The following is a 24,345-nucleotide window of genomic DNA, read 5'->3' as shown; positions in this document are numbered from 1 at the left end:
GATTCCGTCGTGATGGGTACTGTCGAACGGGTGATCCCCAAGCCCGAACTTCACGATGTTAAGCCCTTGTTACACAACACCTTTCGGAGCGTCTTTCGATACGACGTTCCGGCGTCCCTGGTCGTGTTCCTGGTCGCGTTACCGCTGTCGATCGGCATCGCCATCGCCTCCGGCGCGCCGGTGGTCGCGGGTTTGATCGCCGCGATCGTCGGCGGCATCGTGTGCGCGGCCGTCGGCGGTTCGCCCCTCCAGGTCAGTGGCCCGGCGGCGGGTCTGACCGTCGTGGTCGCCGAGCTGGTGTCCCAATTCGGGTGGAAGGCGACGTGCGCGATCACCGCCGCCGCAGGCGTGCTGCAGATCCTGCTCGGACTGAGCCGAATTGCCCGGGCGGCGTTGGCGATTGCGCCCATCGTCGTGCACGCCATGCTGGCGGGCATCGGCATCACCATCGCGCTGCAACAGATCCACGTGCTGCTCGGTGGCGGTCCGCGCAGCAACGCCTGGGCCAACCTGGTCGCACTGCCGAGCCAGCTCGCGGCTCCCCAGTGGTCGGAGGTGCTGGTCGGCGGCGTGGTGATCGCGGTGATGTTGACGTGGCGGTTCGCCCCCGCCGCGATTCGCGCGGTGCCGGGTGCACTGGTCGGCGTGGTCATCGCCACCGCCGCCAGTTACCTGCCGGGCGTTCGCACCGATCGGATCCAGCTCGACGAATCCGTGATCGACGCGATCGGCCTGCCGGCCATGCCCCAGGGGACGTGGGGTTCGATCGCCATCGCGGTGCTGACCGTGGCTCTGATCGCCAGCGTGGAGAGCTTGCTCTCGGCGACCGCCGTCGACAAGATGCACGACGGTGCCCGCACCAACTTCAATCGTGAACTCGTCGGACAGGGCACCGCCAACGTGTCGTCCGGCCTGCTCGGCGGCCTGCCGGTCACCGGCGTGATCGTCCGCAGTTCCACCAACGTCAGCGCCGGAGCGAAGACGCGCGCGTCGGCCGCGTTGCACGGCGTCTGGCTGCTGCTGTTCTCGGTGTTCCTCGTCGGCGTTGTCGAGATGATCCCGACCGCTGCCCTGGCCGGCCTGCTCATCGTCATCGGCGTCCAGCTGGTCAAGCTCGCCCACATCGATCTCGCCCGCCGGACCGGGGAGTTGCTCATCTACGGCGTCACGCTGGCGTCGGTGGTCTTCCTCAACCTGCTCGAGGGCGTGCTGATCGGGCTGGCGCTGGCCATCGCGATCGCCGCGTGGCGCATCGTGCGGGTCTCGATCGTCACCGAGGACCTCACCGAGCGGCTCGGCGACGGCGCTCGGGCGCGTTGGCACGTCGCCATCACGGGATCGTGCACGTTCCTGGCCTTGCCGCGATTGACGGGTGCGCTGGAGGCCATCCCGCCCGGCGCGGACACCTTCGTAGACCTCAACGTCGACTACCTCGACCATGCGGCAATGGACACCATTCAAGAGTGGATCCGCCAGCGGAAGTCGGCCGGTGACGACGTCACCGTCACCGAGACCGGCACCGCCCGAATGGAATTCGCGCACGATCGGCCACCGGCCCGCAACCCGGAGGGGCGCCGGGTGATCTCGGCACTGCGGCTGATCTGGCCGCCGCAGCTGGCCGGCGGGATCGACCGGTTCAGCAGCGGCGTCGCGCCATTGCTGCGGGAGCGGCTCGACACGGTCGGCGGCGAACACCGACCACACACCATGATGCTCGCCTGCGCGGACGCCAGGATCCTTCCGAACCTGCTGACCGACAGCGCTCCCGGCGAGCTGCTGAACGTCCGCAACGTCGGCAACCTGGTTCCCGTCGGCGGATCCGACGCCTCGGTCGACTCGGCACTGAGTTACGCCCTCGAGCGGCTGGTCGTGCACACCGTTGCGGTGTGCGGACATTCGGGCTGCGAGGCGATGCAGGACCTGTTGGCGGGCGGCACGACCGGAGCCGTCGGCAGCTGGCTTCGGCACGGGCAGACCAGTCTGGACGCGCTGCGCGCCGGGCACCCGGTTGCCACGGCCGCCGCCGAGGCCGGTTTCGACGAGGTCGATCAGCTCGGCGTGGTCAACGTCGCCATGCAGGTTGCGACGATGCGGGAGCACCCCCTCGTCGCACCCCGGCTGCTCGACGGCACGGTGACGCTGGCGGGCCTGTTCCTCGACCTCCGCACCACCCGCCTGTTCCTGGTCGGGACCGACGACATCGCCGAGATCACCCAGCGTGACCCGCTGTTCGACGGCCTCGCGGAGGTGGCCCGCTAGGGCGGTTCGGCGCTGGGTAATGTGAGCTGCGCCGCACCCAGAGGCCATCGCATCCCCCAGCCCAGGAGTCGCCCACCATGCCCGTGACCGTCGTTGCCACCATGAAGGCCAAGCCCGAATCCGTCGACGCGGTGCGAGCCGCCTGCACCGAGGCCATCGAGGCCGTGCACTCCGAGCCGGGATGCGACCTCTACACCTTGCACGAGGCCGACGGGACGTTCGTCTTCGTCGAACAGTGGGCCGACGAGGATGCGCTGAAGACCCACGGCACCGCGCCCGCCATCGGCAAGCTCTTCGGCGCCATCGGTGAGCACCTCGACGGCGCGCCGGACATCAAGATGCTGACGCCCGTGGTGGCAGGCGACCCGGCCAAGGGTCAGCTGCGGCCCTGACCGTGGGAGCACTGACCGGGAAGGTCGCCTTCATCACCGGCGCGGCGCGCGGCCAGGGTCGCGCGCACGCCGTGCGGCTGGCGTCCGACGGCGCGGACGTCATCGCCGTCGACCTGTGCGACCAGATCGCCTCGGTCCCCTACCCGATGGCCACCGCCGACGACCTGGCCGGCACGGTCAAGCTGGTCGAGGACACCGGTGCGCGCATCGTGGCACTGCAGGCCGACGTGCGGGACCGCGCGTCGCTGAAGACCGCGTTGCGGACCGGCGTCGACGAACTCGGCGGCCGGCTGGACATCGTGATCGCCAACGCCGGCATCGCGCCGATGACGGGCGAGAACGCCTGGCGTGACGTCATCGACGTCAACCTCACCGGCGTTCACCACACCGTCGACGTCGCCATGCGGCCGATGGTCGGGGCGGGCAACGGCGGAGCGATCGTGCTGATCAGCTCGGTGATGGGGTTGGTGGGTCTCGGCTCGCCGTTCGCCGGTTCCCTCGGGTACGCGGCGGCCAAGCACGGCGTGGTCGGCCTGATGCGGTCCTACGCCAATCTCCTTGGCCCACAGAACATCAGGGTCAACTCGATCCATCCGGCCGGGGTGCGCACGCCGATGATCGACAACGACTTCACCCGTCAGTGGCTGGCCGAGATGACCGGCGTCAACGACGATGACGTGAACATGGCCGGGTCGGTGAACATGGAGACCGTCGAGCCGGAGGTCATCGCCGACACCGTGGCCTGGCTGGTGGCCGACACCGGACGGCACATCACCGGGGTGGCTCTGCCGGTCGACGACGGCTTCGTCAACAAACGCTGAGTCAGACCTCGAGGACGGTCGGCACGATCATCGGCTGGCGGCGGTACTTCTCCCCGACCCACTTGCCGATGGCCCGCCGCGCCGCCTGGGCGATGCGGTTCGGGTCGGTGACCTTCTCGGCGGCCAGTGCCTGCAGCGCCTCCTCGACCAGCCGGGTCACGGGCTCGAGCGCCTTGGGATCCTCGGAGAAACCGCGGGAGTGCAGGTGCGGCGGCGCTGCCGTCTTGGCGGTGCCGCGGTGCACGACGACGGTCACGGCGATGAAACCCGATGACAGCACCAGTCTTTCGCCGAGCGTGGCATCACCCACGTCACCGGTGACGAGCCCGTCGACGAACATCTTGCCGACCGGGACGGCACCGGCGATGGACGCCCGGCCCGCCACCAGGTCGACGCTGACCCCATTCTCGGCCAGCACGATGTTCTCGGCGGGTACGCCGGACTTCTCGGCCAGCGACGCGTTGGCGCGCATGTGCCGCCAGGTGCCGTGCACCGGCATCACGTTGCGCGGGCGCACGCCGTTGTAGAGGAACAGCAGTTCACCGGCGTAGGCGTGTCCCGAGACATGCACGCGCACTTGGCCGTTCGTGACGACGCGGACACCGATCTTGGCCAGCGAGTCCAGCACGCCGAAGATCGCCTCTTCGTTGCCCGGGATCTGCGAGGACGACATGATGATCAGGTCACCGGTGGTCAGGGTGATGCTGCGGTGCTCACCGCGCGACATCCGCGACAGGGCCGCCATGGGCTCACCCTGCGTTCCGGTGGTGACCAGCACCACGCGGTCCGCCGGCAGCAACTCGGCCGCCGAGATGTCGATGATGTCGTCGTCGTCGACGGTGAGGAAGCCGAGGTCCTTGGCGATGCCCATGTTGCGCACCATGGAGCGCCCGACGAACGAGACCTTGCGGCCGAGCGCCACCGATGCGTCGACGATCTGCTGCACGCGAGCGACGTTGGAGGCGAAGCAGGCGACGATGACGCGACCCTCCGCGCCGCGGATCAACCGGTGCAGGTTCGGCCCGATCTCACTCTCGGACGGACCGACACCGGGAACCTCGGCGTTGGTCGAGTCACACAGGAACAGGTCGACACCGGCGTCGCCGAGGCGCGACATGCCCGGCAGATCGGTGGGCCGGCCGTCGAGCGGCAACTGGTCGAGCTTGATGTCACCGGTGTGCAGCAGCGTGCCCGCACCGGTGTAGACGGCGATGGCGAGCGCGTCGGGGATCGAGTGGTTGACGGCGAAGTATTCGCACTCGAACACGCCGTGGCGGCTGCTCTGCTTCTCGGCCACCTCGATGAAGACGGGTTTGATGCGGTGCTCGCGGCACTTGGCCGCAATGAGGGCCAGCGTGAACTTGCTGCCGACGACCGGGATGTCAGGACGCAACTTCAGCAGGTGCGGGATGGCGCCGATGTGGTCCTCGTGGGCGTGGGTGACCACCAGCGCCTCGATGTCCTCGAGACGGTTCTCGACGTGCCGCAGATCCGGAAGGATGAGGTCGACGCCGGGCTCGTCATGACCGGGGAACAGCACCCCGCAGTCGATGATCAGCAGCCGGCCCAGGTGCTCGAGGACCGTCATGTTGCGGCCGATCTCACTGATTCCACCAAGCGCGGTGACGCGAAGGCCTCCCGGCGCTAGCGGCCCCGGCGGGTTGAGGCCGGACCCCGCCGAGAGGGCCGGACCGCCTGCCGCGTTCATCGGAGCACGCCGGCGGCACGCATGTCTGCGGCGAGGGTCTCGGCCTGCTCGGGGGTCACCGGAACCTGGGGCAGCCGGGGGTCGCCGGTGTCGCGGCCGGCCAGCCGGAGCCCGGCCTTGACCATCGTCACACCGCCGAGCCGGGCCTGCGCGTCGTTGAGTCTGCCGAGCGCGACGTGGATCTTGCGCGCCGTCGCGAGGTCACCGGATCTGAAGGCCGACCACATGTCGCGGAGCTGGCTGGCCGCGAAGTGACCCCAGACGCTGATGAACCCCGTGGCGCCCATGGCCAGCCACGGCAGGTTGAGCGCATCGTCACCCGAGTAGTAGGCCAGCCCGGTCTCGGCCATGATCATTGCGCCGCCGTGCAGATCGCCCTTGGCGTCCTTGATGGCGGCGATGTTCGGGTGCTTCGCCAGCGTCCGGATCGTGTCCCATTCGATGGCCACCACCGACCGCGGCGGGATGTCGTAGAGCACGTTCGGCAGCGCGGTCGCGTCGGCGACGGCGGTGAAGTGCGCGACGAGCCCGGCTTGCGGCGGCCGCGAGTAGTACGGCGTCACGACCAGGAGTCCGTGAGCACCCTCGGCCTCGGACGCCTTGGCGAGGTGCACGCTGTGGGCCGTGTCGTAGGTGCCTGCCCCCGCGATGACCCTGGCACGATCGCCGACCTCTTCGAGCACGGCGGCCAGCAGGGCGACCTTCTCGGCATCGGTGGTGGTCGGCGATTCGCCGGTGGTCCCGGAGACCACCAGACCGTCGCATCCGGCGTCCACCAGCTGCTTGGCGAGCTTCTTGGCGGCGGCCAGGTCCACTAGGCCGTCCGGGCCGAACGGCGTGACCATGGCAGTCAGCACGGTGCCCAAGCGTGCGTCGGAGTCGAAACCGCTGGTGCTCACGCGGTTCAGATTACCCGGTCCCCCCTGCCCTTCATGGCCAGCAGGGCTCACTCGGTCAGCACGCCCGCCCGACGCATGGCGGAGGAGATCAGCTCGAGGTCGATGCCGAGGTGAGCCCGGGCCACGGCATCGGCGTCGTCGGCGCGGCCGTCGGCGATCGCGTCGATCAACTCCTCGTGCTCCGTCAGCGCCCTGGCCTCCATCTCTTGCATGGTCGTCGGTTCACCCCACAGGTGTGCCGGCGCCCCGATGCTGATGGATGCCTCCAATTCGACCAGCACCTGTTTGAGCACTGCATTATGGGCCGCGTCCATGATCGCCAGGTGCAGCCGGCTGTCGGCTTGCTGGGCGGCCAGCCCGCTCTCGGCGTTGCGGTAGGCCTGCAGCGCGGCCCGCAGCGCGGCGACGTCGGCATCGGTTCTGGCATCGGCGGCCGCCCGGCACACCGCACCGTGCATGCGGGCGATGGCATCGCAGCGGTCGCGCAGCTCCTGCAGGCGCATCGACAGCGTCCGCCCGACGGCCTCGGTGGAGGACTCCGGCCACTGGTCGACGACGTAGGACCCGCCGCCACGGCCGCGACGCGTCTCCAGTAGTCCGCGCTCCACCAGTCGGGCGAGCGCGGCACGCACGGTCATGCGGCCGACGCCTAGCGCGCCGGCAAGGTCGCGTTCGACGGGCAGCCGCGCACCGGGCAGGTACTCCCCGATCGCGATCGCGGTGACGAGCCGGTCGGTGATCTCGTCGACGCGCGTCGGCATCTCCAACTGCTGAGCGAGCAGGCCCGATTGCGGCGCAGCTGCCGTCGACGCGGAGGGGTCGGCCATCGGTGCGCGTCGCTCCTCTCGAATACGGTCGTGTTAAATCCAGGCAATGGTCTTGCAGCTAGACCTTTAAGGGTTCATGCTGTGCGCCATGCCCATTAATACCCGCAACGTGCCGTTCTTGGCTGGCCAGACGTGGGTTCAGATCACGACACCCAACCAGCCCCGGCCCGACGCGCTGCCGCTCTTCGTCTTGCACGGTGGTCCCGGGATGGCACACGACTACGTGCGCAACCTCGCCGCGCTGGCCGAGGAGACCGGGCGCACCGTCGTGCATTACGACCAGATCGGTTGCGGCCGTAGCACGCATCTGCCCGACGCCCCGGTCGACTTCTGGCAGCCGGGCCTGTTCGTCGACGAGTTCCACGCCGTCCGCGCCGCCCTGAACATCGATCGCTACCACCTGCTCGGCCAGTCCTGGGGCGGCATGCTCGGGGCCGAGATCGCAGTGCGCGGCCCCGAAGGCCTGGTCTCCCTGGCCATCTGCAACTCCCCCGCGTCGATGCAGCTGTGGGTCCAAGCGGCCAACGAACTGCGCGCCCTGCTGCCGACCGACATCCGGGCGGCGCTGGACGCACACGAGGCGGCGGGCACCGTGACCGATCCGGAGTACCTCGCGGCGACGCAGGAGTTCTACCGGCGCCACGTCTGCCGCGTCGAGCCAATGCCCTTGGACTTCGTCGACAGCGAGAAGCAGATGGAGGCCGAGCCGACGGTATATCACACGATGAACGGGCCCAACGAGTTCCACGTCGTCGGCACGCTCGGCGACTGGTCGATCGTCGACCGGCTGCCGCAGATCACCGCGCCGACGCTGGTGGTCGCGGGCGAGTTCGACGAGGCCACCCCCGCCACCTGGCAGCCCTTCGTCGACCTCATCCCGAACGTCGAGAGTCACGTCTTCCCCGACACCAGCCACTGCACCCATCTGGAGAAACCCGAAGAGTTCCGGGGCGTCATCGCCGACTTCCTGGCCCGCCACGACCCCGCCGCACCGACAGGACGTTCCGATGTCTGAATCCGACACTCCCCAGCGCACACTCGAATCATTCGGCTACACACAGCAACTCAAGCGGTCGGTATCGACCTTCGACCTGTTGGTGTACGGGCTGGTCTTCATGGTCCCGATCGCGCCATGGGCGATCTTCGGCACCGTCTACAACAGTGCCTCGGGGATGGTGCCGCTGGTCTACGTCATTGGCCTGGTGGCGATGATCTTCACGGCGCTGGCCTACGCGCAGATGGCGAAGTCCTTCCCCTTGGCGGGCTCGGTGTTCTCCTACGTCGGCCGTGGCATCCACCCCGCCGCGGGCTTCTTCGCCGGCTGGGCCATCCTGCTGGACTACCTGCTGGTGCCCACGCTGCTGTACGTCTTCGCCGCCGAATCGATGATCGGGTTGTTCCCCGGCACGCCCCGCTGGCTGTGGGCCGTCGTCTTCGTGGTGGTCAACACCATCATCAACCTGTTGGGCATCGGCTCACTGAAGGTGGCCAACCGGATCTTCCTGGCGATCGAACTCGTCTTCGTCGTCATCTTCGTCGTCATCGCGGTCCGCGCGATCAACGGCCAGAGCCTGCCCAACGTCGGCTGGAGCACTCTGCCCATCTGGGATTCGAGCACGGTCACCGCACCGCTGCTCGCCGGAGCGCTGTCGATCGCCGTGCTGAGCTTCCTTGGCTTCGACGGCATCTCGACGCTCGCCGAGGAGTCGACGGGCCGCAAGAACCCCGCCGGCCGGGCGATGATCATCGCGCTGTTCGTGGTGGCGTTCCTTTTCGTCGTGCAGACCTGGCTGGCCAGCTTGCTCGCCGGCGGTCGGGCGGCCTTCAGCGACGACGAGATGGGCAACGCGTTCTTCACCCTGGTCCAGGCGGCGTCCAACACCGGCTGGATGAACGCGTTCTTCGCGGTCAACGTGATGGCGGTCGGCTTCGCCAACGCGATGGCCGCCCAGGCCGCGACCAGCCGCCTGCTTTTCTCGATGAGCCGCGACGGCCAACTGCCGAGCTTCCTGTCCAGGATCAGCAAGCGCCAGGTGCCGATGGCGGCGCTGCTGTTCGTCAGCGCGATCAGCCTGGTGCTGGTGCTGTTCTTCGTCGGCCAGATCGGGCTGATCTCCTCGCTGGTGAACTTCGGTGCGCTGTTCGGGTTCTGCCTGCTGCATCTGTCGGTCATCTGGTACTACGTGGTGAAGCAGAAGTCGAAGAACTACCTGCTGCACCTGTTGGTTCCCGCGCTGGGCTTCGTGATCATCGCCTACGTGCTGTTCAACGCCGACACGCTGGCCAAGATCGGCGGCCTGGTGTGGCTGGTGATCGGCGCCGTGGTGTTCGCCATCAACGTCTTGCGCGGCCAGGGTGTCCCCGAACTCGACCTCACCGAGGAGGCGCCGGTCTCGCAGGGAAGTTAGGGTCGGGCATGACCGCACCGGTGTCCCGTCTGCTGGAGGTCATCGAGCGCGACATCCTGCCGCTGACCGAGCGCGGGGTGGCCGCCGGAAACAAGGTCTTCGGGGCGGCCATTCTGCGCAAGTCCGACGGGTCGCTGGTAGTCGCGGGCACCAATGGCGAGACCGCAAATCCCCTGCTGCACGGCGAGATCAGCACGCTCAACCAGTTCTACGAGCTGGCGCGGCGACCGCCGAGCTCAGAGCTGGTGTTCCTGACCACCCACGAGCCGTGCACGCTGTGCATGTCGGCCATCACCTGGGCCGGGTTCGACAACTACCACTACTTCTTCAGCCACGAGGACTCCCGCGACAGCTTCGCGATTCCACACGATCTGCGGATCCTCAGGGAGTTGTTCGGCCTCGAACCCGGAGGCTACCGCCGGCAGAACGCGTTCTGGACGGCGTATGCGATCGCCGATCTGGTCGAGGCCGAAGCCGAGCCGGTGCGTTCGGAGCTGCGCGAGCAGACCGCGCGCATCAGGAGGCGCTATGCGGCGTTGTCGGATGCGTATCAGGAGACCAAGGGCGACAACGACATTCCGCTGAGTTAGGCGAATGTGGTCCGCGCATCTGGACCACGCCCTCGGTGCAGGGTAAGCAGGTCGAATGAACCTCAGAGAAGTCCGCCAGCTCGCCGACTCGCTGCAGGGCGACGCCGACGTGCTGGCCGCATTCGGCACGCAGTACCAAACCCCCGACGGTGCCACGGTGATACCGCTCGCCAAGCCGGCCGGGGTGTTCGTCGTCAAGGACGGCAAGCCGAGCTGGCAGGCGGCCACCGACGACACCCGCATCGCCCTGTTCGGCATCCTCGTCGGGCTGGTCGCCACCGTCTTCGCCGGCATCGCCATGGTGATCCGACCTCCGTGGCCGGATCTGCACGGCGAGGTGTCCAAGCGACTCTAGCCGCTCACAGCGCCCTGCTCAGCGCGTCGGCCAGGTCGCCGCGCTCCCCCACGGTGACCTCGGCCAGCCCCAACCACGTTGCCATCGAGTGCAATTCACCGGCCAGCGCCTCGGCCACCCGATGGGCGTCCTGCCCCGGCTCGAGAAACGCGCCCGGCACGTGCAACGCCGTGGATCCGTCGGACCGGGTGCGCTCGGCCTTCAGGTCGACGCGGCCGACGAGCTGCCCGTCCAGCAGGAACGGCCAGACGTAGTAGCCGTACTTTCGCTGCGGGCCAGGAACGTAGATTTCGATGCGGTAGTGAAAGTCGAAGAGCCGCTCGACGCGGGGCCGGAAGAAGATCAGCGGATCGAAGGGACACAGCAGCGCCGTGCCGCGGTCGACCCGCGGCACGACCTGGCCCGCCCGCAGGAACGCGGGCGCATCCCAGCCGTCGACCTCGACGGGCTCGAGCTCACCCCGCGCCACCAGGTCGGCGATGACTGGCTTGGCCTGCTTGGCACCGAGGCGGAAGTAGTCGCGGATGTCGGTCTCAGTCGCCACCCCGAGCGCGGTGGCCGCCCGCAGCACCAGCTCGCGGACGGCCGTGTCGTCGTCGACGTCGCGGGCGAAGACCTCCGGCGGCAGTACCCGCTCGCTGAGGTCGTAGTGCCTGGCGAAACCCACCCGCGTCGCCGTGGTCAGCACACCGGAGGCGAACAGCGCCTCGGCCACCCACTTGGTGTCGCTGCGATCCCACCACGGGCCCTTGCGGCCGCGGGGTTCGGCCTGCAGGTGCGCCTCGATCTGCCCGGCCGTCGCCGGGCCCAGCTCGCCGACCGCGGCGACGACCTCCTCGGCCAGCCGCCGATTCTTGCGCACGATCTCCTTGCCCCAGCGGCCGTCGGCATACTCCCGCATACGCCAGCGCAGCAGCGGCCAGTCGTCGACCGACATCAGCGCGGCCTCGTGCGCCCAGTACTCGACGAGCAGTCGTGGTGAACGCGCACTGTGGCTCCACGCCGCCCGCTCCAGGATGGTGCGGTCGTAGGGACCGAGGCGACTGAAGATCGGCGCGTAGTGCGCCCGCACCGCCACCGAGACCGAATCCAGCTGCAGCACCTGGATCCGCGACACCAGCCGACGCAGATGCGCCCTGGTCACCGCACCCGCGGGCGGTCGCTCGGCGAACCCCTGCGCGGCGACCGCGACGCGGCGCGCCGCGGCCCTGGTCAGCTTCACGAGCGCGTGTAGCTGCAGAACCGGTAGCGCAGCCCCGACGCGCTCGTCAGCCACTGCCCCTCGGTCCCGCGCCACGTCCCGTCCAGCATCGGCGCGAGTGCGTCACCGGACCGACGCGGCAGTTCCACGTCCACCTCGGTCACCTCGCACCGGGACGCCAGTGCAAGCGCCAGTCCGTAGATCTGCGCACCGCCGATCACCCACGCATCGTCGGTGACCGCAGCCTCCAGGCTGCTCACCACCGTCGCTCCCTCGGCCACGAAGTCATCTTGCCGGGTGACTACGACATTGCGGCGTCCCGGCAGCGGCCGCACCTTGGCCGGCAGCGACTCCCACGTCAGACGCCCCATCACCACGGTGTGGCCCAGGGTGAGCTCCTTGAACCGGGCCTGGTCCTCGGGCAGGCGCCACGGGATGCCGTCGTCACGCCCGATCACCCCCGACGTCGACTGGGCCCAGATCAGACCGACCGTCATGGCCACGGCTCGGACCTGCAAGCGGTCCTCATACCGCCACGGGGGCCTTGATCCCCGGGTGCGGGTCGTAGTCGACGACGGCTATGTCCTCGTAGGTGTAGTCGAAGATCGAATCCCGTTGGCCAAGAACTAGTTTCGGATAAGGCCGCGGATCCCGGCCGAGCTGCAGGGCGACCTGCTCGACGTGGTTGTCGTAGATGTGGCAGTCGCCGCCGGTCCACACGAAGTCACCGACGCCAAGACCCGCCTGGGCGGCCATCATGTGCGTGAGCAGGGCGTAGCTGGCGATGTTGAACGGCACCCCGAGGAACAGGTCCGCGCTGCGCTGATACAGCTGACAGCTCAGCTTGCCGTCGGCGACGTAGAACTGGAAGAAGGCATGGCACGGCGGCAGCGCCATCCGTGGAATGTCCCCGACGTTCCACGCCGAGACGATGTTGCGCCGGGAGTCGGGATCGGACTTCAGCAGCTCCAGCGACGCCGCGATCTGATCGACGTGCTCGCCGGACGGCGTCGGCCACGACCGCCACTGCACGCCATAGACGGGACCGAGATCGCCTGTCTCGCTGGCCCATTCGTCCCAGATCGTGACGCCATGCTCCTGCAGCCAGCGCACGTTGGACTCCCCGCGCAGGAACCACAGCAGCTCGTACACCACCGACTTCAGATGCACCTTCTTGGTGGTGATCAGCGGAAAGCCGACCGAGAGGTCGTAGCGCAACTGGTGGCCGAACAGGCTGCGGGTGCCGGTGCCGGTGCGATCGGACTTGGGGGTGCCCGTCTCGAGCACCAGGCGCAGCAGATCCTCGTACGGCGTGGGAATCGGCACGCGGTCAGTTTACGTCCAGGAGCCACGGGTAGAACGGAAGGGCCGAGCGACGCGACGGGAGATACTTCAGCCATGCCGACGATCACCGACACCATCACCACCCCGGACGGCACGTGTCCCGTCACGCTCGCCGTGCCCGACGGTGACGGCCCGTGGCCAGGCATCGTGCTGTTTCCGGATGCGGCCGGCCGGCGCCCGGTCATGGAGCAGATGGCGCAGCGGCTGGCCGACCTCGGGTACGCCGTGCTGGTGCCGGATGTCTACTACCGCGAGGGCGACTGGGCGCCGTTCGACATCGACACCGCGTTCGGCGATCCCGACGAACGCACTCGCCTGATGTCGATGATGGGCAGTCTCACCCCGGACCGGATCGCCGCCGACGCCGGGGCGTTCTTCGACTATCTGCAGGCCCGACCCGAGGTTCGCGGCACGACGTTCGGCACCACGGGCTACTGCATGGGCGGCCGCGCCTCGCTGCTGGTCGCCGGCCGGGTACCCGAGCGGGTGGCCGCGGCGATGTCGTTCCACGGTGGCGGCCTGGCCTCCGACGACCCCGGCAGCCCGCACCGGCTGGCCGACCGGATCCGAGCCGCGGTGTACGTAGCCGGGGCCGAGAACGACAAGTCGTTCACCCCCGAGGCCGCCGAGACCCTGGACGAGGCGCTGACCGCGGCGGGTGTCGAGCACACCATCGAGTTCTATCCGGCCGCCCACGGTTTCGCGGTGTCCGATCACTCGGCCGCCTACGACCCCGACGCCGCCGAACGGCACTGGAAGGCGATGGAGAGCTTCTTCGGCGACGAGCTGGGCTGACGGTCGCCCGGGGTCGTTGCGTCGCGTCCGAACCCGTAGGCGACGATTGATCCCGTGTACGACCAGATGAACGGTGAGAACCCGGACTCCAGCCACGACCCGTCCGATGCCGGCACGCGCATCGACCCGGTGTTGGCAAGGAGCTGGCTGTTGGTCAACGGCGCGCAGTACGACCGGTTCGCTCCCGCGGTGCACTCGCGCGCGGACATCGTCGTCCTCGACATCGAGGACGCGGTGGCCCCCAAGGACAAGGACGCCGCACGCGACCACGTCAGCCGCTGGCTCGGCGAGGGCAACACCGACTGGGTCCGCGTCAACGGCTTCGGCACGCGGTGGTGGGCCGACGATCTCGACATGCTGGCCAACACCAACGTGGGCGGGGTGATGCTCGCGATGGTCGAGTCCGTGGACCACGTCATCGAGACCGCCAAGAAGTTGCCCGACGTACCGATCGTGGCGCTGGTCGAGACCGCGCGGGGGTTGGAGCGCATTACCGAGATCGCCGCGACGAAGGGCACGTTCCGGTTGGCGTTCGGCATCGGCGACTTCCGCCGCGACACCGGCTTCGGCGACAACCCGGCCACTCTGGCTTACGCGCGGTCGCGCTTCACCATCGCGGCCAAGGCCGCGCACCTGCCCAGCGCCATCGATGGGCCGACGATTGGTTCCAGCGCGCTCAAGCTCATCGAGGCCAGCGCGGTCTCCGTCGAGTTCGGCATGACCGGCAAGATCTGCCTGACGCCGGATCAGTGCCCGGCGGTCAACGAGGGGCTGTCGCCCTCGCAGGACGAGATCAGTTGGGCAAACGAATTCTTCACCGAGTTCCAGCGCGACGGCGGCGAGATCCGCAACGGCTCGGACCTGCCCCGCATCGCCCGGGCCACCAAGATCCTCGACCTCGCCAAGGCGTATGGCATCCACTCATCGCAGTTCGCCGACGAGCCGGACCACGTTCCCGCCCCGTCGGACACCTACCACTACTGACGGTCGTGGCTGGCGAGTGACCGCAACGCGCGGACGATTCCGCGCGCCGCATACAACGCGGCCAGTATCGACACGATGATCATGACGATGAACATCAGCAGCCAATTCGAGCGACTGTGCGGAACGTTCCACCAGACGATGGTGAACAGAATCCCGCACAGGAAGACGACGATGTCGCGCCAGTTGCCCTGATACGACATCGCGACCTCGCGCATCGACCGGCTCCGGTCCACCCCGGCGATGATGTCGTCGATGCGCAGGTCGATCACGCGTTGCAGCTCGGCGCGCCGCTCGGTCTGCTCGGGGGGCAGACTCTCCAGCAGCTCCATGTCCTTCTTGATCGTGCCGCGCAGGTCGGGCGCGCGCAGGTTGCCGGCAGCGATCCCGAGCAGTGCGCCACCGGCGATCGGTGCCCCGGCAAGGGCGATGTCGGCCAGACCAGCCATCTGCGGCTCCTTCGTCGATCCAGGTCGTGCCGCTAGACCGTATCGAAGAACTGGCCTCGGCCGGGGACATCAGAACCGGTCGAAGATGCCGTTCACGATGTCGTCGCCGATGCCGATGCCGGCGCCGGTCACGATCGCCTGGCCGAAGCGGCCGCCGAGGAAACGCTGCAGGGTGCCACCGCCCTGCGGGTACGGGGTTTGATACTGGGGTTGATACGGGGCTTGATACTGCGAGGGCTGGGGCGCCGCGTACTGCACCGGCGGGGCGGTCTGCTGGACGTGGTCGTCGACCAGCCCGTGAATGGCCTGCAGCAGTTCGGTGGTCCTGCTCTGCTCGTCGCGGACCGCAAGCGCGATCTCCTTGAGGTCCAGTGCCCACTCGCGCGCGTTCGGATCGGTGCCGGCCGCCGCGGCGATCTTGGCGGCCAGCGTCTGGATCAACCCGGCGGTCTGCTGCGCCTGCTGCTGCAGCGCATCGAACTGACGATCCACGGTCTCGGTGTTCACGGCGGCTCCCATCTGGTGTGCGCGGTGCGCGCACATCGAGGTCTATCGCGCCGGACTCAGGAATTGCTGAGCACCTGCTGAACGGCGTCCGTGAACCGCCGCGCTAGGCCATCAGCTGCGCGGCGACCGTCGCCCCGAGGTTCCAGCACGCCTCCAGGTCGGCCTTGCTCGGCTTGCCAGACACCACGACGTGCTCGGCGGCCCGCACCCAGCCCAGCCCGGTCGTGATCGAGGTGACGGCGCGTTCGGCGCCTTCGACACCCTCGTTGCCGTGCAGGAAGAGTCCGAACGGTCGCCCCCGCGTGGTGTCCAGGCACGGGTAGTAGCAGACGTCGAAGGCATGCTTGAGCGCCCCGCTCATGTAGCCCAGGTTCACCGGCGTGCCCAGTAGGTAGCCGTCGGCTGCGAGCATCTCGACCGATGAGACGGTGAGCGCTGGTCGCCTAACTACCTGCACGCCCTCGATCTCGGGATCGGTGGCGCCGGCGAGCACCGCCTCCAGCATCTCCTGGCAGTGCGGAGACGGCGTGTGGTGGACGATGAGCAGCGTCGCGCTCACCGGTCCGTCTGCTCCTGCAGCGCGACGGCCTTCTTCATCGTCTCCCTGGCGCGGCCCCGGTCACCGGCGTAGTCGTACGCCCGCGCCAGCCGGTACCAGCGCAGCCAATCCTCGGGATCGGCCTCCACCTCGGCGCGCACGCCGGCGAAGAGCTCGTCGGCGGCGTCGCGTTCGATGCGGCCGGACGGCCGGCGCGGCAGCGCGGATACGTCGAGCTCCATGCCGCGCTCACGGGCGATCCTCGCCAGGCGCTGGTGTGCGAAACCCGCACGCAGCGTGGCGATCAGCGCCCACAGTCCGACCACGGGAAGGATGAAGATGGCGATCCCGAGCCCGATCGCGGCGGGTCGACCGGAGGCCACGAGCAGGACCCCGGCCCGGCCAAGTAGGACGAAGTACACCACCATCGCCAGGCACATGAACGCGATGAGAACCTGGATGCGCAGGGCTCGCGACCCCTCGTCCTTGGCGGCGTTCACAAACCCATGAGGGGTTCGATCCCGATCGTCAGACCGGGGTGGCCGGCGACGTTGCGCACCCCGAGCAGGACGCCGGGCACGAACGAGGTGCGATCGAGGCTGTCGTGCCGGATGGTCAGCGTCTCTCCCTGCGTACCGAACAGGATCTCCTGGTGGGCCACCAGTCCGGCCAGTCGGACGGAGTGCACGCGAACGCCGTCGACGTCGGCGCCGCGCGCGCCTTCGATGCCGGTGCTGGTGGCATCGGGGCTGGGCGGCATGCCCTGCCGCGCCTGCGCAATCAATCGGGCGGTGCGCGCGGCAGTGCCGGAAGGCGCGTCGGCCTTGTGCGGATGGTGCAGCTCGATGACTTCGACGGACTCGAAGAATCGAGCCGCCTGCTTGGCGAACTCCATCGACAGCACCGCGCCGATGGCGAAGTTCGGCGCGATGAGCACGGCAGCCCCGGGTTTGGCCGCGACCCAGGACCGCACCTGCTCGATGCGCTCGTCGGTGAACCCGGTGGTGCCGACGACGGCGTGGATGCCGGCGCCGACGAGGAATTCCAGATTGCCCATCACCACGTCGGGGTGGGTGAAGTCGACGACTACCTCGGTCTCGGTGGCGGTGAACGACGACAGCGGATCACCCGCGTCCACGCCGACGGTGAAGGTCAGGTCGTCAGCCGCTTCGACGGCGGCCACGATCGTCGCTCCCACCTTGCCCTTGGCGCCAAGTACTCCCACTCGCATGCTGGCAGCCTAGTGCTCGCACACGCAGGCGAGGCTAGCGACGGGACACACCCACCAGGCCCGGATCGAACGTCGCCCTGGCCGCCACCGACGCCCCGGCCGCCGCGACGATGACGCCGGCGTCGGCCTCGTGCCCTCTCGGGAAGACGATCTCGGCGCTGTCGGGATCCTCCCGGTGCGCCATCAGCCAGTCATACAGCAGCCAGTCCAGAGCGCACGCGACGGCCAACGGGTTCGCCTCGGTGCCGCGCGCGGCGGTGATGACCGAGCGAAGTTCCTCGACGTGCTCCCGCCGCGACGCCTCCTTGTTCACCCCGGAACTGTCGAACAGCAACATCGACAAGGTCAACGGATAACGCTGTCCCGCATCGGTTCTGACGACCCAGCGGCCACCCTTCCACGGGTTGGCGGGATCGACGCGCTGCATCTCTCCGAAGCCGCCGACCACACCGAGCAACGGTTCGTCGAGCTCCCCGTCCAGCGGCGCGGGCCCGAGCAACCCCAGCGGCTCGCGAGCGAGGATCGAGAACAGCACCGCGGTACCGATGATCTTGCCGCCGCGCACGTCGGCGATCTGCCCGGCCAGCTCAAGGGCCGTCGAGTATTCCAGGCACGACCGGTCCAGCGCGGTGTGCAGATCCACCAGATCCTCGCGCTGATCGGGCCCCGGGCGTCGAGAGCCGCCGAGGATCGGGCCGAAGCGCTGCGCCGCGTCGATGAGGACGTCGTCGAGGGCTTCGAGATGCGTCGCGATCAGACGTTCGGGCTCGGCATCGGCGACGACCAGTGCCGGCAGCGAGGTCGGCGCTCCGTTGGGGGTGGCCCAACGGAAGCCGATCTGCCCGTCGGCCTGGACGATCCGCGGTCTCATGACGGCGTCCGGCGCCAGATCACGACGCGGTTGTTGCCCGAGTCCGCAACCGCCAGCCGGTCGCCGAACAGCGAGATGCCGTAGGGCCAGCACAGGGTGTCGCGCTGCACCGAGGTCCAGCGGTTCTCACCGTTGGAGGCGAAGTCCGGCTGCGCGAGGACATGATCGGGCCGATCGATCACGCCGGGGCCGGCGGGCCGATCGATGGCAGGTATGCCGTCCCACAACAGGATTCGGTTGTTCGCGGTGTCGGCGACGGCCAGCCGGCCGGCGTCCAGGGCAATCGCGTACGGGAAGCGGAAGCGGTTGCCAATGTGCGGTCCGTAGGGCCACTCGGCGGCCGAGGTGAAGTCGGGTTGGCCGATGACGAGGTCCGCGGGCCGATCGGCGTCGGGGTGCGGCGACCAGCCCAGTACGCGATGGTCACCGGCATCGGCGATCAGCAGCAGGTCGTCGTGTCCGGCGATGGCGTGCGGCCACCGGAAACTGGCCGGGCCCGCTGCGCCGCCGCGGTTCTCCTCGCGGTGCGTGGCGTCGGGCTGGCCGACCACGACGTCGGCGGGCCGCCACGGGACCGGGATGCCGCCGTCCCATCCCAGTACCCGGCGGTTGCCGGTGTCGGCGACCCAGAATCGCGAGCCGACGACGGCGATGCCGAACGGCCAGTACATGGTGGCCGCCGAGCACTCCTGCGCGCGGTTCGGCGCCACACTGGACAAGTCGTTCTGCCCCAGCACGTGATCCGGCGGCGTGTCGTCGAGCACCGGCACTTCGTCCCACACCAGGACGCGATGGTGCCAGGCGTCGGCGACGACGAGGCGACCGTCGTGGACGAGCACTCCGGTCGGCAGGTTCATCCCGCGCTCGGGCCCGCGACCGTTGGCGGCCCTGCCGTCGGTGGTGCCATCGGGCTGGCCGAGGACGACGTCCGCCGGTTGCTCGTCGCTGGTGGGCATGCCGTGCCAGACGAGCACCCGATGATTGCCGGAATCGGCCACCACGACGTGGTTCTCGCCGAGGAACACCCCTCGCGGCGAATACATCCACGCCATCGTCGGCTGGGCGGGTGGCAGCGCCAGACCACCGGGAGCGGGCGCACCCAGCCATCGCTCGGGCACCCAGCCGTCGCTGCGGTCGACCTCCGGTGCGACGTCCACCCGCGCCGGCCGACCACCGACGTTCATCCGGACGGTGTACCGGCTCACGACGTCACTCGCACCCACACGTCGCCCGCGTCCACCCGCAGGGGCAACCGTTCCAGCTGTGCGCCTGGCGCGGTAAGGCACTCCCCCGACGTCGCGTCGTAGCAAAACCCGTGCCACGGACAGGTCAGGGTGCCGCTGGAGACGTCTAGTACCGCATTGTCCAACGGCAGTGCCTGGTGCGCACATTCGTTGCGGTAGGCGCCGATTCGACCGTCCAGGTGGACGAGGATCACCTCGACGTTCCCACCGGAGGGCGTATTCAGGCCCGCCGACGTGATCTGGCCGTCCGGCACGTCGGCCGCGGGACCGATCCGCACCCAGCCCTGGGCGCCCGGATCGCGGCCGATCCGAATCGACTCGAGCGGGATCAGCGTCGGCGACGGATCATTCGGCAGCACCTCGACGCGCTCGAGACCGGGTACGCCATCGGTCAGCGCGGCCTCGACGAGTTCGCGCAGCGTCGCCGCCGCCATGGAGCACCCGTTGCAGGCCCCCTCGAGCTTGACGTAGGCCACGCCGTCGGCGATTCGCACCAGCGCGACGTCGCCTCCGTGGCTTCGCAGTTGGGGTCGAACACCGTCCAGCACGCGGCCGGCCAGCGTCATCGGATCCGGTCGCACGATTCCATGCAACGACAGCAGCAGGTGCACCACCGGGTCGTCGACGAGTTCGAACAGTGCCTCGCGGGTGGCCTCACCGCCCTTGAGCCGACGCACGATGGACACCAGGCCGGCGCGATGGATGGCCTCGACGGACGCCTTGACCTCCTCGGCGACCTCGCGAGCCGCGGGGTCGAGTGTCGACATCGCCCGCATCGCGTCGTCGACACGCCTGGCGAGGCTCTCGGCATGCGGTTCGCCCTCGGAGGCCGAACCGTCCGAGCGTCGTTCCGCGACCGCGGTCATCGGGCCGTCTCCGCCGGGGAAGCGTTGCGGTTCAACGTGATCTGGCGGGCTACCTCGTCGAGGACGCCGCGCACGGCACGCACCGAATCATCGTCGCCCAGTTCCTCGAACAGCGAACGGGCCTCGTAGAGCTTGGCTCTGGCCTCGGTAAAGGCCCCCAGGTGGGCCAGGGCATTGCCCTGATTGGCGAGCACGCGCGCCCGCCCCAGCGGGTCGGTGCCGCGGTCGCGTGCCTCGAGCACCGCCTCGTAGAGTTCGACGGCCTCGACCAGGTTGTCGGCCTGGTGCTTCGACGGCGTGTACACCAGCGAATTGGCAAGGTTCAGTTGCACACTCGCCCACTGCTCGGGGTGCTCCTCGCGGGTATACACGGTCAGCGCCGACCGCAGCGACTGCGCCGCCACACCCAATCGCAGCTGTCCGGACGCCTCGACCATCGGCATGGTCAGGTAGGCGGTGGCCAGGTCCGCGTGGGCAGAGGCCCACAGCTGCGGCGCGTCCTCGCGGCGGATCAACTGCAGTGCAGAGTGGTAGTGCGGGACGGCCATGGCCAGCAGGCCGGGGTTCTCCTGCGCCTGTTCGTGCAGCAGTCCACCGGCGGTCAGGTGCAGTTCGGCACGTTCTACGCACAGCCCGTCGGCGTCACCGAGCAGACGCAGCGCCCGCTCGAGGCGCTCGTGCGCCTCACCGGGATCACCGGTCTGGACGAGGATCGACGCCGACGCACCCACCAGCACGCCCGCCAGCGCCGGGGACACCCCGCGTGCGGCCTCGACGGCCTCGTCGAGCATGGCCACCGCCGCGGCGGGATCGGCGGCCATGGCGTGACTGGCCTGCGCCCCGAGCACGACGGCGGCGATCTCGCGGTCGCAGGTGCCACCCTCGGGCGGGGAGTCGACGAGCCCTAGTGCGAATGACACCACGTCGACCAATGGCGCGAATTCGCCGAGCACCGAGCGGAGTTCGTCGGCGTCCTCGAGATCGGAATTCAACACGAAGCGGTTGTAGCGGGTGACGGGATCCTGGCCATCGAGCGATGCGAGGGCCGCGGCGCGGTCGCCGGCCAGCGCATGGCGGTGGGCGGTCAGCCGCGGCGGCCACGCCTCGGGGACACGGCCCGCAAGCAATGCCAGGCGCGCCGCCTCGGTGTCGTCTCCGTCGGGAATCAGCATGAAGCCCAGGGGAAGCGCGAAGGCGCCCAACGGTTGCGGACGCACCGCCAACTGCACGCCTGCTGCGGTCACGATCTCGTCGATCACGGTGTCGGTCACGATCCTCCGCTCTCATCACCCGTTCAACGGGCCCTTCAGGTCGCGCTCGGCGGCCCGTTTGATCAACTTCGCCGCGATCTCCGCGCGGCGGCGGGTGCGGTGGGTGTCGATGCGCTTTCGCACGATGCCGTCGGCGAACACCACGGCGATCTCGACGACGAACTGCCCACGCTCCTCGACGATGATCGTCTCGACCGCGAGCGCCTCACCGACGGAGTCGTCGTCGGCGTTCACGGTGGCCCGCGGCGGTGCGAGAGGCGCTTCTTCCCAGCGTCGTTCACGGTGCCGGCTCCAAGGCGATGCGTAGCGCCCCGCAGTCGTCGTCCCAGACCGCCCGCCGCGGGCCGACGGGAATGCGACCGTAGAGCACCTCGTGGATCAGCACGCTGCGGTCACCGGCCGGATTGCGTTGCTTGAGCAGGAGTCCACCGCTGCGTGGGCCTCGCAGCGGGATCAGCAGGAAGTCGTCACCGCGCACCACGGCCGCGACCGCACCGGACGCAAACCTGCCCGCGGCCAGGGCGGCGTCGAGACGGAGGTAACCGTCACCGGTGAACTCGACGGTGACCTCGGGCACCGTCGGCGGCCGCAGCGGCGCCAGGAAGTCGCGCTCGATGACCTCGATCACCGTGTTCATCCCCCTCTGCACGGGTTCGGAGAGGTCGGCGCCGTATTCGACCCCGGCGGCCTCGATCAGGAACACCGTGATGTCAGTTGGACACGCCTCACCCAGGGCCCACCGGGCGAAGGCGATCGCGTGGTCCCAGCGGAACGAGTGCGTGTGCAACCCCTGCAGCGGTGGGAGTTCGGCGAATTCCTCCCCCGGCACGCGATAGACGGTGCCGGGTTCGGCACCGGTCGCCGCCGCGTCGACGATGACGACCCGCTCCGCACCGCGCATCCTGAATGCGGTGTCCATGCCGGCCGTGCCGCCGTCGACCATCTGCGCGCCGTCCGGCACGCCGAGTTCCCACAAGTGCCGGACCAGCAGCGGGCCCACGCCGTCGTCACCGCGCAGCAGGTTGCCGCACCCGACCACCAGCACCTTGCATCCGGGCGGTGCGAGGTCGACCTGGCCGGACTCGGGGGACGTGTTGGCAGACGGCAGGTTCAAGACGGAATCACACCATTCCGTTGATCACGAACTTCGACAACTCCCGGCCCGTCTTGCCGTCGTAGGCGTGCACGGTACAGACCAGACAGGAGTCGAAGCTGCGAGCGACGTGTCCCAGCTCGACCGGATCCTCGGGATCGAGGATCGGCGATCCGACGAGGGCCTGTTCGATGGGCCCCAGCACCTGCGACCCGTCGCGCGGACCGATGTTCCATGCCGTCGGCGTGACGACCTGATAGTTCTTGATCTTGCCGTCCTCCAACACGATCCAGTCCGACAGCGAACCCCGGGCGGCCTCGGTGGAGCCAAAGCCCTTGCCCTCGGCGTGCTCGACCGGCTTGCTGTAGAAGCTCTCCTTGAGGTCGAGCTGCTCGAGCCACTGCCGGGCCCACTTGTAGTACTTCGGCGCCTCGTGCATGCGCGCCATCTGGCGGACGAAGACACTGGGCCCGATCGACGCCAGCAAGTTCGGGAAGAGCGGATCGTCGTCCTGGTGCGGTGCCGCGTTCGGGCCGCCCGCGGCCATCCGCCGTGCCAGCGGACCGGCCTCCAGCGGGATGTTGCCAAGCCCGCCGCCGATGTCGTAGCGCGGGGACTTCGCCCAGCTGTACTTGCCCTGCCCCCGGCCCGCCTCGGGATCGATCGGAATCGTCTCCCCCTCGAACGGATGCAACGGCCTACTGCCCTCGTAGAACGAATGCGTGACGTCCTCGCGCACGTTGGCCTGATCGAACTCGTGCCACGAGCCGCCGGCGTACACGCCCGAGCGACCGATCAGGGCGGCGTTGCGGCCCTCGATGGTGGGGTTCTCGTACAGCGTCGGGTCGAAGTACGTTCCGGTGGCCAGATAGTTGCCCACCCCCTGCCCGTACTTGTCGAGCCCGATGTCGCGGCAGTAGCGGATGAAGAAGCCGCAGTCGCTGTCGTGCTGCGACTCGTTCTCGTCGACCCAGGCGAGCATGTCCTCCCAGGTCTTGATCTCCAGCCAGCGCTCGACGCTGCAACCAAGCCACTGCCGCTCCAGCCAGGCGTCCTTCCACTGTTCGAGGATGGCGATCGACCGCGTGACGTCCGAGAGCGTCGGCGCACACATCACCCCGCCGGGCACCATGAAGCTCGAGTGCGGCCATTGCCCACCGAAGATCGCGTACACCTCGACGGGCTTGCCCGAAAGCACCACGCCCGGTTGGTAACTGGTGCCGACGTAGGGTGCGAACCGGCGTACCGCCTCGGCGTACAGCGGCGACTTGGCGTAGTTCTTGTTGGTCAGGTCGATCGCGAACAGCGCGTAGAAGTACCGCGGGATGGACTGCAGCGTCTCGCAGGCCTGCGCGATGTTGCGCACCAGGGTCGCATTCGGCGGCATGTGGGTGGCCCACGCGGTGTCCAGCGCGTAGGCCGACTTGTACAGGTGGCTGCCGCCGCAGATGCCGCAGATGCGCGGGCAGACGACGAGCCCCGCCTGGGGATCCTTGCCGCGCAGGATGATCTCGAAACCGCGGAACATCGCGGCCTCGGTCCAGGCGGAGGTGACGATGCCGTCGTCGATCGTGACCCGGACGTCGAGGTCACCCTCGACGCGACCGAGGGGGCTGACGTAGAGGTCGAGTGCTGTCATGTTGGGCTGGTCCTTCCGCTGAACCTGGGCTGGATGTCTCGTCGCACGGTGCTTCG

The 24,345-nt window shown here is 68.8% G+C and carries 27 protein-coding genes; 9 read left to right on the top strand and 18 right to left on the bottom strand.

Going from position 1 to position 24,345, the window contains the following annotated elements:
- Nucleotides 1-12: 12 nt before the first annotated feature.
- The 3 genes from SBI80_RS13465 (at nt 13) to SBI80_RS13455 (ending at nt 3,472) form a co-directional block, all read left to right on the top strand.
- Complete coding sequence (locus SBI80_RS13465; protein ID WP_318975747.1) at nt 13-2,259, top strand: SulP family inorganic anion transporter; 2,247 nt, start codon at nt 13-15, stop codon at nt 2,257-2,259.
- A 77-nt stretch (nt 2,260-2,336) separates the two neighbouring features.
- The gene (locus SBI80_RS13460; protein ID WP_318975298.1) at nt 2,337-2,651 is read left to right on the top strand and encodes a putative quinol monooxygenase; all 315 of its coding nucleotides are present in this window, start codon (nt 2,337-2,339) and stop codon (nt 2,649-2,651) included.
- 2 nt (nt 2,652-2,653) lie between these two features.
- Nucleotides 2,654-3,472, top strand: coding sequence for a mycofactocin-coupled SDR family oxidoreductase (locus SBI80_RS13455; protein WP_318975297.1), 819 nt, complete (start codon nt 2,654-2,656; stop codon nt 3,470-3,472).
- Between the two features lies 1 nt (nt 3,473).
- Here the strand turns inward: SBI80_RS13455 and SBI80_RS13450 are convergent, their stop codons facing one another.
- The 3 genes from SBI80_RS13450 to SBI80_RS13440 all read right to left on the bottom strand — a co-directional run bounded on the left by SBI80_RS13450 (nt 3,474) and on the right by SBI80_RS13440 (nt 6,906).
- Complete coding sequence (locus SBI80_RS13450) at nt 3,474-5,180, bottom strand: ribonuclease J (RefSeq protein WP_318975296.1); 1,707 nt, start codon at nt 5,178-5,180, stop codon at nt 3,474-3,476.
- Nucleotides 5,177-6,025 carry a 4-hydroxy-tetrahydrodipicolinate synthase gene (dapA, locus tag SBI80_RS13445; RefSeq protein WP_318975746.1) on the bottom strand — a complete coding sequence of 283 codons (849 nt, stop codon included), beginning with the start codon at nt 6,023-6,025 and terminating at the stop codon, nt 5,177-5,179. Before dapA ends, SBI80_RS13450 begins: the two co-directional genes overlap by 4 nt.
- A 101-nt stretch (nt 6,026-6,126) precedes the next feature.
- Entirely contained in the window at nt 6,127-6,906 is a 780-nt protein-coding gene (locus tag SBI80_RS13440; protein WP_318975295.1) for a FadR/GntR family transcriptional regulator, read from the bottom strand.
- 88 nt (nt 6,907-6,994) lie between these two features.
- Here SBI80_RS13440 and SBI80_RS13435 point away from each other — a divergent pair, with 88 nt between their 5' ends.
- Genes SBI80_RS13435 through SBI80_RS13420 form a run of 4 tightly spaced genes read left to right on the top strand, consistent with a single transcriptional unit; the run spans nt 6,995 to nt 10,259 of the window.
- Nucleotides 6,995-7,921, top strand: a complete 927-nt coding sequence (locus SBI80_RS13435) for a proline iminopeptidase-family hydrolase (RefSeq protein ID WP_413232719.1) — start codon at nt 6,995-6,997, stop codon at nt 7,919-7,921.
- On the top strand, nt 7,914-9,314 hold the full coding sequence (locus SBI80_RS13430; RefSeq protein WP_318975293.1) for an APC family permease: 1,401 nt from the start codon (nt 7,914-7,916) through the stop codon (nt 9,312-9,314). The genes SBI80_RS13435 and SBI80_RS13430 overlap by 8 nt, the downstream gene beginning before the upstream one ends.
- Before the next feature lie 8 nt (nt 9,315-9,322).
- Nucleotides 9,323-9,904 (top strand): tRNA-specific adenosine deaminase, encoded by a 582-nt coding sequence (locus SBI80_RS13425; protein WP_318975292.1) that lies wholly within the window; start codon nt 9,323-9,325, stop codon nt 9,902-9,904.
- 55 nt (nt 9,905-9,959) lie between these two features.
- Nucleotides 9,960-10,259 (top strand): hypothetical protein, encoded by a 300-nt coding sequence (locus SBI80_RS13420; RefSeq protein ID WP_318975291.1) that lies wholly within the window; start codon nt 9,960-9,962, stop codon nt 10,257-10,259.
- Nucleotides 10,260-10,263: 4 nt separating this feature from the next.
- Here SBI80_RS13420 and SBI80_RS13415 read toward each other — a convergent pair whose 3' ends face one another.
- Genes SBI80_RS13415 through SBI80_RS13405 form a run of 3 tightly spaced genes read right to left on the bottom strand, consistent with a single transcriptional unit; the run spans nt 10,264 to nt 12,786 of the window.
- Nucleotides 10,264-11,481: a winged helix-turn-helix domain-containing protein gene (locus tag SBI80_RS13415; RefSeq protein ID WP_318975745.1), complete on the bottom strand. Its 1,218-nt coding sequence runs from the start codon at nt 11,479-11,481 to the stop codon at nt 10,264-10,266.
- Nucleotides 11,478-11,957 (bottom strand): dihydrofolate reductase, encoded by a 480-nt coding sequence (locus SBI80_RS13410; protein ID WP_318975744.1) that lies wholly within the window; start codon nt 11,955-11,957, stop codon nt 11,478-11,480. Before SBI80_RS13410 ends, SBI80_RS13415 begins: the two co-directional genes overlap by 4 nt.
- Nucleotides 11,958-11,985: 28 nt before the next feature.
- Nucleotides 11,986-12,786: a thymidylate synthase gene (locus SBI80_RS13405; protein WP_318975290.1), complete on the bottom strand. Its 801-nt coding sequence runs from the start codon at nt 12,784-12,786 to the stop codon at nt 11,986-11,988.
- Nucleotides 12,787-12,858: 72 nt separating this feature from the next.
- Here SBI80_RS13405 and SBI80_RS13400 point away from each other — a divergent pair, with 72 nt between their 5' ends.
- The gene (locus SBI80_RS13400; RefSeq protein WP_318975289.1) at nt 12,859-13,599 is read left to right on the top strand and encodes a dienelactone hydrolase family protein; all 741 of its coding nucleotides are present in this window, start codon (nt 12,859-12,861) and stop codon (nt 13,597-13,599) included.
- A 66-nt stretch (nt 13,600-13,665) separates the two neighbouring features.
- A complete protein-coding gene (locus tag SBI80_RS13395; RefSeq protein WP_413232732.1) occupies nt 13,666-14,583 on the top strand; it encodes an HpcH/HpaI aldolase/citrate lyase family protein in 918 nt (305 codons plus the stop codon).
- Here SBI80_RS13395 and SBI80_RS13390 read toward each other — a convergent pair.
- The 12 genes from SBI80_RS13390 to SBI80_RS13335 form a co-directional block, all read right to left on the bottom strand.
- Nucleotides 14,577-15,029, bottom strand: a complete 453-nt coding sequence (locus SBI80_RS13390) for a hypothetical protein (protein WP_318975288.1) — start codon at nt 15,027-15,029, stop codon at nt 14,577-14,579. The two genes, SBI80_RS13395 and SBI80_RS13390, sit on opposite strands and share 7 nt — an antisense overlap.
- A 69-nt stretch (nt 15,030-15,098) precedes the next feature.
- Nucleotides 15,099-15,536: a hypothetical protein gene (locus SBI80_RS13385; RefSeq protein WP_318975287.1), complete on the bottom strand. Its 438-nt coding sequence runs from the start codon at nt 15,534-15,536 to the stop codon at nt 15,099-15,101.
- A gap of 103 nt (nt 15,537-15,639) precedes the next feature.
- The gene (locus SBI80_RS13380) at nt 15,640-16,041 is read right to left on the bottom strand and encodes a flavodoxin family protein (RefSeq protein ID WP_318975742.1); all 402 of its coding nucleotides are present in this window, start codon (nt 16,039-16,041) and stop codon (nt 15,640-15,642) included.
- 50 nt (nt 16,042-16,091) lie between these two features.
- Nucleotides 16,092-16,514: a hypothetical protein gene (locus SBI80_RS13375; protein WP_318975741.1), complete on the bottom strand. Its 423-nt coding sequence runs from the start codon at nt 16,512-16,514 to the stop codon at nt 16,092-16,094.
- A gap of 56 nt (nt 16,515-16,570) precedes the next feature.
- Nucleotides 16,571-17,305, bottom strand: a complete 735-nt coding sequence (gene dapB / locus SBI80_RS13370) for a 4-hydroxy-tetrahydrodipicolinate reductase (RefSeq protein WP_318975286.1) — start codon at nt 17,303-17,305, stop codon at nt 16,571-16,573.
- A 34-nt stretch (nt 17,306-17,339) separates the two neighbouring features.
- Nucleotides 17,340-18,176: a hypothetical protein gene (locus tag SBI80_RS13365; RefSeq protein WP_318975285.1), complete on the bottom strand. Its 837-nt coding sequence runs from the start codon at nt 18,174-18,176 to the stop codon at nt 17,340-17,342.
- Entirely contained in the window at nt 18,173-19,381 is a 1,209-nt protein-coding gene (locus SBI80_RS13360; RefSeq protein WP_318975284.1) for an NHL repeat-containing protein, read from the bottom strand. The genes SBI80_RS13365 and SBI80_RS13360 overlap by 4 nt, the downstream gene beginning before the upstream one ends.
- A complete protein-coding gene (locus SBI80_RS13355; RefSeq protein ID WP_318975283.1) occupies nt 19,378-20,286 on the bottom strand; it encodes a NifU family protein in 909 nt (302 codons plus the stop codon). The genes SBI80_RS13360 and SBI80_RS13355 overlap by 4 nt, the downstream gene beginning before the upstream one ends.
- A complete protein-coding gene (locus SBI80_RS13350; RefSeq protein ID WP_413232731.1) occupies nt 20,283-21,458 on the bottom strand; it encodes a hypothetical protein in 1,176 nt (391 codons plus the stop codon). Before SBI80_RS13350 ends, SBI80_RS13355 begins: the two co-directional genes overlap by 4 nt.
- A gap of 114 nt (nt 21,459-21,572) precedes the next feature.
- On the bottom strand, nt 21,573-21,791 hold the full coding sequence (locus tag SBI80_RS13345) for a hypothetical protein (protein WP_318975281.1): 219 nt from the start codon (nt 21,789-21,791) through the stop codon (nt 21,573-21,575).
- Between the two features lie 43 nt (nt 21,792-21,834).
- Nucleotides 21,835-22,596 carry a hydrogenase maturation protease gene (locus tag SBI80_RS13340; RefSeq protein WP_413232730.1) on the bottom strand — a complete coding sequence of 254 codons (762 nt, stop codon included), beginning with the start codon at nt 22,594-22,596 and terminating at the stop codon, nt 21,835-21,837.
- 82 nt (nt 22,597-22,678) lie between these two features.
- The gene (locus SBI80_RS13335; RefSeq protein WP_318975279.1) at nt 22,679-24,289 is read right to left on the bottom strand and encodes a nickel-dependent hydrogenase large subunit; all 1,611 of its coding nucleotides are present in this window, start codon (nt 24,287-24,289) and stop codon (nt 22,679-22,681) included.
- Nucleotides 24,290-24,345: the final 56 nt, after the last annotated feature.

The sequence above is a fragment of the Mycolicibacterium sichuanense genome (assembly GCF_033741125.1).
Taxonomy (GTDB): domain Bacteria; phylum Actinomycetota; class Actinomycetes; order Mycobacteriales; family Mycobacteriaceae; genus Mycobacterium.
This window is presented reverse-complemented; position numbering and strand designations above follow the sequence as displayed.

What these genes read in the sequence shown, in the direction of transcription:
- SBI80_RS13380 (WP_318975742.1), bottom strand. Translation starts at nt 16,041, where the DNA reads ATGCTGGAGGCGGTGCTCGCCGGCGCCACCGATCCCGAGATCGAGGGC.
- SBI80_RS13430 (WP_318975293.1), top strand. Translation starts at nt 7,914, where the DNA reads ATGTCTGAATCCGACACTCCCCAGCGCACACTCGAATCATTCGGCTAC.
- SBI80_RS13350 (WP_413232731.1), bottom strand. Translation starts at nt 21,458, where the DNA reads ATGCTGATTCCCGACGGAGACGACACCGAGGCGGCGCGCCTGGCATTG.
- SBI80_RS13440 (WP_318975295.1), bottom strand. Translation starts at nt 6,906, where the DNA reads ATGGCCGACCCCTCCGCGTCGACGGCAGCTGCGCCGCAATCGGGCCTG.
- SBI80_RS13400 (WP_318975289.1), top strand. Translation starts at nt 12,859, where the DNA reads ATGCCGACGATCACCGACACCATCACCACCCCGGACGGCACGTGTCCC.
- SBI80_RS13395 (WP_413232732.1), top strand. Translation starts at nt 13,666, where the DNA reads ATGAACGGTGAGAACCCGGACTCCAGCCACGACCCGTCCGATGCCGGC.
- dapB (WP_318975286.1), bottom strand. Translation starts at nt 17,305, where the DNA reads ATGCGAGTGGGAGTACTTGGCGCCAAGGGCAAGGTGGGAGCGACGATC.
- SBI80_RS13375 (WP_318975741.1), bottom strand. Translation starts at nt 16,514, where the DNA reads ATGTGCCTGGCGATGGTGGTGTACTTCGTCCTACTTGGCCGGGCCGGG.
- SBI80_RS13410 (WP_318975744.1), bottom strand. Translation starts at nt 11,957, where the DNA reads ATGACGGTCGGTCTGATCTGGGCCCAGTCGACGTCGGGGGTGATCGGG.
- SBI80_RS13450 (WP_318975296.1), bottom strand. Translation starts at nt 5,180, where the DNA reads ATGAACGCGGCAGGCGGTCCGGCCCTCTCGGCGGGGTCCGGCCTCAAC.
- SBI80_RS13365 (WP_318975285.1), bottom strand. Translation starts at nt 18,176, where the DNA reads ATGAGACCGCGGATCGTCCAGGCCGACGGGCAGATCGGCTTCCGTTGG.
- SBI80_RS13435 (WP_413232719.1), top strand. Translation starts at nt 6,995, where the DNA reads ATGCCCATTAATACCCGCAACGTGCCGTTCTTGGCTGGCCAGACGTGG.
- SBI80_RS13465 (WP_318975747.1), top strand. Translation starts at nt 13, where the DNA reads ATGGGTACTGTCGAACGGGTGATCCCCAAGCCCGAACTTCACGATGTT.
- dapA (WP_318975746.1), bottom strand. Translation starts at nt 6,025, where the DNA reads ATGGTCACGCCGTTCGGCCCGGACGGCCTAGTGGACCTGGCCGCCGCC.
- SBI80_RS13425 (WP_318975292.1), top strand. Translation starts at nt 9,323, where the DNA reads ATGACCGCACCGGTGTCCCGTCTGCTGGAGGTCATCGAGCGCGACATC.
- SBI80_RS13390 (WP_318975288.1), bottom strand. Translation starts at nt 15,029, where the DNA reads ATGGCTGGTCTGGCCGACATCGCCCTTGCCGGGGCACCGATCGCCGGT.
- SBI80_RS13335 (WP_318975279.1), bottom strand. Translation starts at nt 24,289, where the DNA reads ATGACAGCACTCGACCTCTACGTCAGCCCCCTCGGTCGCGTCGAGGGT.
- SBI80_RS13355 (WP_318975283.1), bottom strand. Translation starts at nt 20,286, where the DNA reads ATGACCGCGGTCGCGGAACGACGCTCGGACGGTTCGGCCTCCGAGGGC.
- SBI80_RS13420 (WP_318975291.1), top strand. Translation starts at nt 9,960, where the DNA reads ATGAACCTCAGAGAAGTCCGCCAGCTCGCCGACTCGCTGCAGGGCGAC.
- SBI80_RS13460 (WP_318975298.1), top strand. Translation starts at nt 2,337, where the DNA reads ATGCCCGTGACCGTCGTTGCCACCATGAAGGCCAAGCCCGAATCCGTC.